The sequence below is a fragment of the Actinocrinis sp. genome (genome assembly GCF_035938995.1).
Classification (GTDB): Bacteria; Actinomycetota; Actinomycetes; order Streptomycetales; family Catenulisporaceae; genus DASZGI01.
Genome location: NZ_DASZGI010000218.1, coordinates 1 through 9323 on the forward strand (window position 1 = coordinate 1; position 9323 = coordinate 9323).

The window sequence follows — 9323 nt, forward strand, 5'->3', positions numbered from 1 at the left end:
GCGAACGCCTCATCCGCCGCCCGCACATGCACCGCATCCCGATCCGACTCCGCATACACCGCCACACTGCCCACCCCCGCATCCCGGCACGCCCGCGCCACCCGCACCGCGATCTCACCCCGATTAGCAATCAAAACCTTAGTGATGGCGGCCATGACGTAGTCCTCCTCGCGCGGCGTGCGGCGTTAGCGTGTAGCGCGGCTATCAGAGCCCAACGGTAATGCCCGGTACATGGGTGACCCATAGCGTCTCGGCACCACCTATACCGGCACTAGAGTCGCTCCCGGACAACGCTGCCATCGCACGCGGCCCCGGGACCTTGTCGGTCCCGGGGCCCGTGGTGGGCTGCATGGCCCTGCTCAGCGACAGCCGCCGGCTCCGGGGCGCATGCCGGTGATGAGGAGTTCGGCCGAGCCGGCCGACGAGGTTTCTCCTCGCGATGAACGCCGGACGATCCGGGACGGGAACGCGCCCGTCCACCGCACAAACTAGATCCACCAGACCCCTGCGATAAGCGGGAAAACCCTTGTGCCCCGGCGCAGTCGGCGGATTTCGTGAGACACCGGCAGATACCCGGCCCGGCCGGGCGCCGGAGCGCGCGTCGCTCGCGGCTCAACTGGCCCGCAATCGCACCGCGAGTCCGGTGCCCGCGCCGCCCTCCCCGCCACTGCCCGCACCGGTACCCGCCGCGCCTGCCGCCGGCTGCGCCGGGTCGGCCAGGATCCGCGCCAGTTGGGTGCGCGAGCGCACGCCGAGCTTCCGGTAGCTGCGCGAGAGCGTCGCCTCCACCGTCTTCACGCTCACGAACAGCGCCGTGGCGATCTCCCGGTTCGTCGCCCCGGACGCGGCCAGTTCTGCGCAGCGCAGCTCGGCTCCTGTCAGGAGCCTCATTCCCGGCCGCCCGGCCCGCATCAGCGGTTCGCCCAGCCTCTCGCGCTCCCGCTCGGCCTTCTCCACCCACGGCGCCGCGCCCGTCTCCACCGCGAGCCGGTGTGCTTCAGCCACCGCGTCACGGGCGGAGCCCGGATGTCTGCGTCGCCGCTCGACCTGCGCCAGTGCGATCAGGGTCCGTACCCGCTCGAGCGGGGTGTCGGTCTGCCGCTCCGCAGCCGATCGCAGCAGCGCCGCCGCCTCTCCGAGCCGGCCGATCGCCGCGAGCCGCAGCGCGTCCGCGCGGTCCAGGGCTGTGCCCACCGCACACCGTCCCAGCATGCGAGCCCGCGACCCGACCGACGCGACAAAGCGCGCGGCTTCCTCGTGCTCTCCGACCGCGACCAGCGCCTCGGCCAGGTCGGCGTGCCAGTTCCCGGACGCCGGATCGGTGATCCCCGCCGCCTGCTCCAACCGTCCGGCCTCGCGCAGCACCTCGACCGCTCCGGCCGGGTCGTCCGCAAGCAGCCGCGCCTTGCCCAGCACCGTCAGTGTCCTGATGAGGCCGTGCTTGTCCCCGTCGACGCGGCCGCAGCGCACGCCCCGCTCGGCATAGCGCAGCGCCTGCGCCGCCGAGCCTCCCGCCGACTCGGCCAGCGCCGCGGCGAACAGCACCGGCGCCGGGCTCTCCCCCAGATCCTCCATCAGCCGCAACGCCCGGTGCGCGCTGTGCATCGCCTCCCGGCACCGCCCCGCGCGCACCCGTACGTCGGTCTGGGTGATCAGGATCGTGCACAGGTCCTCGACCCCGATCGCGTCCGCCGACCGTTCCGTGAGCGTCGCCAGCCGCTCCTGCGCGGCGTCGAGCCGGTCGGCATGCATGTCGAGGATCGCCTGGCGCCGTATCGGCTCCCACAGGGTCCGCAGCCGCGACTCCTCGCTCTCCGGCCCACCGTCCGGCGCCCACCGCTCGGCCAGTTCGAAGGCGCGGCGCAGCACGGACTGTCCGGCCGAGTCACCGGTCAGCGCGTGGCAGTGGGCCAGGCGCGTCAGCGCGACTATCTCCACCTCGGCGTCCCCGGCCCGCCGGGCCAGTCGCGCCGCCTCGCGCGCGTGCACTTCGGCCACGCTCACCCGTCCGCTGTGCAGTTCGACGCTGGCCGACCAGCACCACAGCCACGCCTCCAGCAGTTCGTTGCCGGCCACCTCGGCCAGTCCGCGGGCGATCATCGCCCCGCCTTCCCCCATCGACTGTCCGGAGCAGCGCAGCAGCAGGATCCGGGCCTCGGTCCGATGGGTGGGATCAGCGCTCTGCGTCAACACTTGTTGCGCCAGGCGGCGCGAGTCGTCGCGCAGGCCCGCGTCCAACGCGTACTCGGCGGCGGCCAGCAGCCGTTCGGTGCGCCGGGCCGCTCCGCGTCCGGGGCCTTGTCCGTCCCCTTCCATCGGCCCGCGCGCCGGGGTGCGCTGGGCGGCGAGCGCGGCGAGTTCCGCCGCCGTGGCCGGAGCACCGCGGCGACGCGCGGAGGCCGCGGCCGCCTCGAGGGTGGCGGCCACTTGCTCGCTCTCGCTGGGCAGGGCGAGTGCCAGATGTCTGGCTCGTTCGACCGGTTCGCCCACCAGGTCGGCGAGTTGGGCGTGCGCGGCGCGGCGGGCCCGGGACGGGGCGTCGGCGTAGATCGCGGCGCGCACCAGCGGATGTTCGAAGCGGATCAGGCCGTCCGGCTCGACCCGGACCACCCCGAGCCGTTCCGCCGTCGCCAGGTGCTGCCCGTTGTCTTCGCCCTCGGCTGCGGCGGCCTGCGCGACGAGGGCGAGGGTGGGCCGGTCGGCGGTGGCCGCGAGCAGCAGCACGCCGCGGGTCGGCTCCTCGAGCTCGCGCAGCCGGCGCAGCAGGACGTCGCGCAGCCGTGACGGGATCGGGATCAGCTCCCCCGGCGCGAGCGCGGCGCCGTCCGGGGGCAGTGCGCGCGCGAGTTCGAGGGCGTAGAAGGGGTTGCCGCCGGAGACGCGATGGATCCGACGCGCCACGGCAGGCGTCGGCTTGGCCCCGGTATAGCGCTCGAGCACGGCGGACAGGTCCGGCAGGGACAGCGGGGCGACCGCGAACTCCACGGTGCCCGGCGGCACGAGGTCGGCGCAGGTGGGACCGCCCCGGTCGGTGGCCCGCTCGGCGGCGAGCACTCGCACCGGAAGATCCGCGGTGCGCCGGGCCACGAACCCGAGCACCTGCGCGGTCGGCCGGTCCACCCACTGCAGGTCGTCAAGCACGAGCCATACCGGGTTGCGCACGGCCAGCTCCCGCATGAGGTGCAGGAACGCAAGCTGTACCTTGAGCCGGTCCTGGTCGGTGTGCGGGACCTCCCCGCGCATCAGGGCCGCGCGAAGCGCGGTGCCCAGGCCCGAGGGCAGACGGGCGATGACGGCGTCGGGCACCGGTCCGAGCAGGTCGATGAGGCAGACGAACGGCAGACGCAACTCGGCCTCGGCGGGTGCGGCCCGCAGCACAGTCGCGCCCGCCGCCGCGGCCTCCGCGGCGAGCGCGGCCAGCAGCCGCGACTTGCCGATACCGGCCGGTCCGAAGAACAGCACCCCGGGGCCGCCCCGCAACTCTTCGCGAGCCCGGTTCAGCAGCTCGCGCCGGCCTATCGGGGCCTCGGCAATGGCGCTCGTACCGCGGCCCCCGTCCGTGGCCTTGAGCGCGGGGTTGGACACGGTCGGCCTCCTATGCGGCGGAGCGGCGGTCCCCCCTCGGCTCGCCGTCTCGAGTGGACGCGGCGCCGGGATGGCGCGCGGTGTCTCGCGTTCGTCGGATGGTGCGGGCGGAGGGCGCGTCCTGCGGTGCCGCGACGCTGCGGCGCGCCCGCTGAGCGGGATCAGGGGCGAGGGCGGGCAGGTCAGCGCCGGCCGCGGGCGCGGCGCATATGCATCGAATCAGTGGGGAGACGAGGGCGGGCGCCCGCCGGGGCCGGATACCCGATGCCCAGGCCGACGGCCGCGCCGTGAACCCTGCGCGTCGGACCCATGGCCGCCCTTCGTGCGTGCGCTGCATGTGCACGCTGTGAGACCGTACAACTACGGATACGGAAACCTCTGCGTGGACTATATACCTGAGATCGCAGAGTGGGCAACGGCCACTATAGTCGTATGTTGATACGCTTGCCGGCCGCCGATTCAGAGCCCTGCCTGGCCGCATCCGGTGCCGTCGGCGGTCAGCTCAACGCGCCTACGGCTGCGTACATGCCGATGTGCTGCGCCGGGATCGGCCGCGCGCCGTCCGGGCGCCACAACGGCAGTTCCACCAGCCCGGGCTCGACGGGTTCGAACCCGGTCAGCAGCCGCTCGAGCTGCGCTCGCGTGCGCGGGATGAAGGGGGCGGTCGCGTCGTTGTAGACCCGGGCGTTGTTCAGGACACGAAGATCGTAGTCGAACGTGGCGTGCGAGAAGATCAGCAGGCTGCCGGGCGCCATGGACTTGCGAAGCCGGGCGATGATCCCGGCCGGGTCCTCGGAGTCGCGCACGAAGTGCATGATCGCGACCAGCAGCACGGCGACCGGCTCGCCGAAGTCGATCTCCTTCAGCAGCTGCGGGTCGGACACGATCCGCTCGGGCGCGCGCAGGTCGCCGGCCACCATCTGGGTGCGGTTCGTGTCGCGTCCGGCGAGCAGCGCGCGCCCGTGCGCGAGGACCACCGGGTCGTTGTCGACGTAGACGATGCGGGCGTCGGGCGCGACGGAGTGCACGACCTCGTTGGTGTTGCCCATCGTCGGGAATCCGGCGCCGATGTCGACGAATTGGCGCAGCCCGACCGCCGCGGCGTACCGGGCCGCGCGACCGAGGAACGCCCGGTTCTCCCGGCACGCCAGGGTGATGTGGGGTGCGTTGGTGGCGACCCGTTCGGCCAGTTCCCGGTCGACCGCGAAGTTGTCCTTCCCGCCAAGCCAGTAGTCGTACATGCGGGCCGGGTGCGCGAGCGATCGGTCGCCCATCGCGTCCGACGGTGCCGCGCGTCGGGCAGCCATTGACGGTTTCTCCCCTCCCGCCCGGCGTCGGACCGCGCCGAGGCTGCTGCGCAGCGTAGCGGTATCCACGCGAATTGCAACGCGGCGGGCGGTGGCGCTATCGGGTGACAGGTATCCCGCACACCGGCGCCGCAGGAGGCGCCGTATCGAATCACGGAAGGCCGCGGCTGTCGCCGGGGGGTCGCGGGCCTGGCGAAACAAGCCGAGCCGCGTCATAGACTGACGGGGTGACCACTGCGTTGATCACCGGCGGTACCGCCGGCATCGGCAAGGCTTTCGCCGACTCGTTCGCCCGCTCCGGCTACCACTTGATACTCGTGGCGCGGAATCCCGAACGGCTCGACACGGTCGCCGAGGAGCTGCGGGGCTTGGGAGCGCCTGAGGTCGAGACACTGCCCGCGGATCTGGTGACCGAGGAGGGGCGCGCCGCGGTCGAAGCGCGGCTCGCGGACGCCGACCGGCCGGTCGACTTCCTGGTCAACAACGCCGGATTCGATCTGGGCAAGGCCTTCACGAAGACCAGCGCCGAGGACGAGGAGCGGCTGCTGGATGTGCACGTGCTCGCGCCCATGCGTCTGACGCACGCGGCGCTGCCGGGCATGATCGCGCGCGGTCGCGGAGCGGTCATCAACGTGGCCTCAGTCGCAGCGTTCGTGCCCCGCGGCACATACAGCGCGGCGAAGGCGTGGGCGTTGTCCTTCAGCGAGAGCCTGGCCGCGGAGCTGCGCGGCACCGGGGTGCGGGCGATGGCGCTGTGCCCGGGGTTCACCCACACCGAGTTCCACCAGCGGGCGGACATCGAGACCACGTCGGTCCCCGGCTGGATGTGGCTCGACGCCGAGTACGTGGTGGAGAACGCGCTGCGCGATTTGCGGCGCGGCCTGCCGGTAAGCGTCCCGGGGCCGCAATACAAGGTGCTGACGGCCGCGTCGCGGTACGTACCACGCGGGGTACGCACGCGGGTGAGCCGCAGCATGTCCAAGCGTTGGTAAGGCATTGGCGCAGAGCACAACGACGGACGGGAAGGTTTAGGCGGCGGCGATGTTCAGCACGGTGGTGAAGGTCGAGATCGGGCGACGGCTGGTCACGGACGTCACCCGGCACGCGGTGGAAGCCTGCCGGGGCCGCGGCGACGGCCTGCTGCACGCGTTCGTGCCGCACGCGACGTGCGGCCTGGCGCTGATTGAGACCGGATCGGGCACGGAGCAGGACCTGGAGACCATCCTCGAAGAGGTGCTGCCCCCGGACGACCGGTACGTCCACCGGCACGGCTCCCCCGGCCACGGCCGCGACCACGTGCTCCCGGCGTTCGTCAGCCCGTCGCTGACCATCCCGGTGCTCGGCGGCCAGCCGCAGCTCGGCACGTGGCAGAGCGTGGTGATCGTGGACAGCAACGTGGACAACCGGGTGCGCTCACTGCGCCTGTCGTTCCTCGAGGGCTGAGCCGGCGGCCCGTCACCTCATCACGTCACTACATCACACGACTACGCCGGTAGCGTCCTGACCGCATCCTCGCGTAGGTAGCGGGCGGGGACCGCGGCGGTCAGCCATACGCCATTCGGGGTCACTCGGAAGGTGTGCCCGTCGCGTGCCATTCCCGCCGCGTCGACCGTGAGGACCGTAGGCGGGCCGTGCCGGGAGCCGACCTTGCTCGCGGTGTCGACGTCCGCGGACAGGTGCACGTCGTGACGGCTCATCGGAAGCAGGCCGGCTCGCCGGATCGAGGGCAGCACGCGGACCGAGGTCCCGTGGTAGAGGACGTCCGGCGGCACGGTGTCGGCGTATCCGAGATCGACGGGGACCGAGTGCCCCTGACGTGCCCGGATGCGCTCACCCGCCGCGTCGTACTCGAACCGCTGCTTGTTGTTGCCGGCGACGACGGCGTCGAGGTCGGCGCGGGTGAAGCGGACGCCGCGCCGGGCCGATGCGGTGATCAGCTCGTCCACCTCGGCCCAGCCCTGACGGTCGAGGGCGAGGCCGATTCCGGCGGGGTCGTGGCGCAGCCTGAGGGACACCCATTTGGAGAGGCGCACGAGGCGCGGCGGGTTCGCCGCACCGGGCGCGGGTTGCTCTTCGCTCATACGGGTGACACACATACGCCGGTCAGCGGACCCCGCGCAACCGGATTAAGCAGCCGCATGACGCAACCGCCCTGGTCAGGACTCCTTGCGCGCGTATTCGGCGATGAACTGGGCGCGCGCGAGGGTATGGAAGTAAAGGTTGAAGCCCACCGCGGCGGCGGAGGTGTCGGGGGTGATCTCGAGGGCCTCCACATCCAGGGCGTGCACGGTGAAGATGTAGCGGTGCGAGACGGGTCCGGCGGCCGGTGCCGGTCCGTCGTAGCCGTGCCGGCTGTAGTCATTGCGCACGTGGAAGGCGTCGCCGGGGAGCGAGCCGTCGTTCTCGCCCGCCCCTGTGAGAAGCTCGGTGGTGTCCGCGGAGATGTTCACCGCGGCCCAGTGCCAGAAGCCGCTGCCGGTGGGAGCGTCCGGGTCCACCACGTTCACCACGTAGCTGCGGGTGCCTTCCGGTGCGCCGCTCCAGCGCAGGTGCGGCGAGCGGTTCTCGCCTTCGAAGCCGAAGCCGTTGAACACGTGGGCCTCGGGCAGCAGCCCGCCGGGGGCCACGTCGTCGCTGGCCAGCTCGAAGGCCGGCGCCTCGGGCAGGAAGTCGAAGGGGTTCGGGGCTCGGTTCGCCATCGTCGGCGTCCTCTCGTCGGCGGCTGCTGAGATCTGCTCCACTGGCACCTTAGCGACCGCGGCGACGGTCAGTGGAACGGTATGGGGAGCGCGGGGACCGCGGACCGGCCAAGGAAAATTTCCTTGAAAGCTGAAATATCCTTGGGTAGGGTCGGGTTCGAGAACTTGAAGGTTCAACTACTCGGAGACGAGGACGACATGTACGCTGCGGCGATGACCGACCCCGCCACTTCGGGCACCCACGCCGGCGGACTGCGCGCACGCTGCCTGGGTCCACGCCCAAGATCCGGTGCCGACGCGACCGCGCGGCCGGCACACGGCGCGACCGCCGTCGCCCTCGCCGACGCTCCGGCCGTGTCCCCGGCGGCGATCCGCACCAAGGTCCGGGTGCCGCTGCGTTTCCCGGACGGCTGGGAGACGGTCGCCGACGTGTTCACCTTCACCGGCCTGGTCGACGGCCGCGAGCACCTGGCGCTCGGCCTGGGTGACTACGAGTCGGCCGAGGTGCCGCTGGTGCGTCCGCACTCGGAGTGCCTGACCGGCGACGTCTTCGGTTCGCAGCGGTGCGACTGCGGCCCGCAGCTGCGCGAAGCCGTCGAGCGGATCTCCAAGGCCGGGGGCTACCTGCTCTACCTGCGCCAGGAAGGCCGGGGCATCGGCCTGTACGCCAAGCTCGATGCCTACGCGCTCCAGGACCAGGGTCTGGACACGTACGCCGCCAACCGCGCGCTCGGCCACGGCGACGACGAGCGGGACTACACCGCGGCGGCGCAGATGCTCGCGACGCTCGGCGCGCCGCGCATCCGGCTGCTGAGCAACAACCCGGACAAGGCGCTGCAGCTCGACGCGCTCGGTGTCGAGATCGCCGAGCGGATCAGCACGGGCGTGCACCTGTCCGAGGCGAACCTGCGGTACCTGCGGGCCAAGGTCACGCACACCCACCACGCCATCGCGCTGCCCACCTCCGCGGCGACGGATTCCGCCGCCTGATCCCGGAGGACCTGATGACCGACCACGACACGGAAACCCCGGTCGACGCCGCCGCGCGCGCCGAAGCCCAACCTGCCGGAGCGCCGCCGCCCGGCCGCATGCCGGTGATCTACCTGAGCCACGGCGCGCCGCCGCTCGCCGACGACGCGATCTGGCCGGACCAGCTGGCGTCCTGGTCGCGGAACCTGCCGCGGCCGAAGTCCATCCTGATGGTCTCGGCCCACTGGGAGGACGCCCCGCTCGCCCTCGGTGCAACGACGAGGGTGCCGTTGGTCTACGACTTCTACGGCTTCCCGAAGCACTACTACGAGGTCGAATACAAGGCGCCCGGCGCGCCCGAGCTCGCCGAGGACGTCCGCAAGCTGCTCCGCTCCGCGGACACCCCGGTCCAGGACGTGCCAGACCGCGGTCTCGATCACGGCGCTTACGTCCCCCTGGTCGAGATGTACGGCGCTGCGGACATCCCGGTCCTGCAGATCTCCCTGCCCACGCTCGACCCGCAGAACTTGATGCGACTCGGACGCAGGCTGGCCCCGCTGCGCGACGAGGGCGTGCTGATCGTCGGCAGCGGCTTCTTCACGCACAATCTGCGGGCCCTGACCCACGACGGCTCGGTCCACTCGATCATGGCCGAGTTCGACGACTGGGGACATCGCGCACTCGACGCGGGCGACCTCGACGCGTTGCTGGACTTCGAGCACAAGTCCCCGTCCGGGCGGCTCGCGCACCCGCGCACCGAGCA

At 72.0% G+C, this 9323-nt stretch carries 9 protein-coding genes; 4 read left to right on the forward strand and 5 right to left on the reverse strand.

All coding sequences use genetic code 11. From position 1 onward, the window contains the following. From VGZ32_RS15495 to VGZ32_RS15505, 3 genes are all read right to left on the reverse strand, one after another. Positions 1–146 (reverse strand): biotin carboxylase N-terminal domain-containing protein (locus VGZ32_RS15495; protein WP_349263620.1); only part of this gene is annotated, 146 nt, incomplete at its 3' end. 466 nt (positions 147–612) lie between these two features. Further along, positions 613–3585 carry a helix-turn-helix transcriptional regulator gene (locus VGZ32_RS15500; RefSeq protein ID WP_326886738.1) on the reverse strand — a complete coding sequence of 991 codons (2973 nt, stop codon included), beginning with the start codon at positions 3583–3585 and terminating at the stop codon, positions 613–615. 497 nt (positions 3586–4082) lie between these two features. Beyond that, positions 4083–4892, reverse strand: a complete 810-nt coding sequence (locus tag VGZ32_RS15505; protein ID WP_326886739.1) for an SAM-dependent methyltransferase — start codon at positions 4890–4892, stop codon at positions 4083–4085. Between the two features lie 227 nt (positions 4893–5119). Here VGZ32_RS15505 and VGZ32_RS15510 point away from each other — a divergent pair, with 227 nt between their 5' ends. Further along, the gene (locus VGZ32_RS15510) at positions 5120–5884 is read left to right on the forward strand and encodes an SDR family oxidoreductase (protein WP_326886740.1); all 765 of its coding nucleotides are present in this window, start codon (positions 5120–5122) and stop codon (positions 5882–5884) included. Positions 5885–5933: 49 nt separating this feature from the next. Continuing rightward, entirely contained in the window at positions 5934–6335 is a 402-nt protein-coding gene (locus tag VGZ32_RS15515) for a YjbQ family protein (protein ID WP_326886741.1), read from the forward strand. Positions 6336–6376: 41 nt separating this feature from the next. Here VGZ32_RS15515 and VGZ32_RS15520 read toward each other — a convergent pair whose 3' ends face one another. Together VGZ32_RS15520 and VGZ32_RS15525 are read right to left on the reverse strand one after the other, a co-directional pair. Further along, the gene (locus tag VGZ32_RS15520) at positions 6377–6973 is read right to left on the reverse strand and encodes an RNA 2'-phosphotransferase (RefSeq protein WP_326886742.1); all 597 of its coding nucleotides are present in this window, start codon (positions 6971–6973) and stop codon (positions 6377–6379) included. Between the two features lie 75 nt (positions 6974–7048). Continuing rightward, positions 7049–7591 (reverse strand): YbhB/YbcL family Raf kinase inhibitor-like protein, encoded by a 543-nt coding sequence (locus VGZ32_RS15525; protein WP_326886743.1) that lies wholly within the window; start codon positions 7589–7591, stop codon positions 7049–7051. A 213-nt stretch (positions 7592–7804) separates the two neighbouring features. Here VGZ32_RS15525 and VGZ32_RS15530 point away from each other — a divergent pair, with 213 nt between their 5' ends. Both VGZ32_RS15530 and VGZ32_RS15535 read left to right on the forward strand, forming a co-directional pair. Continuing rightward, entirely contained in the window at positions 7805–8581 is a 777-nt protein-coding gene (locus tag VGZ32_RS15530) for a GTP cyclohydrolase II (protein WP_326886744.1), read from the forward strand. 98 nt (positions 8582–8679) lie between these two features. Further along, positions 8680–9323: class III extradiol ring-cleavage dioxygenase (locus tag VGZ32_RS15535; RefSeq protein ID WP_349263621.1), on the forward strand; the 644-nt coding region annotated here is incomplete at its 3' end.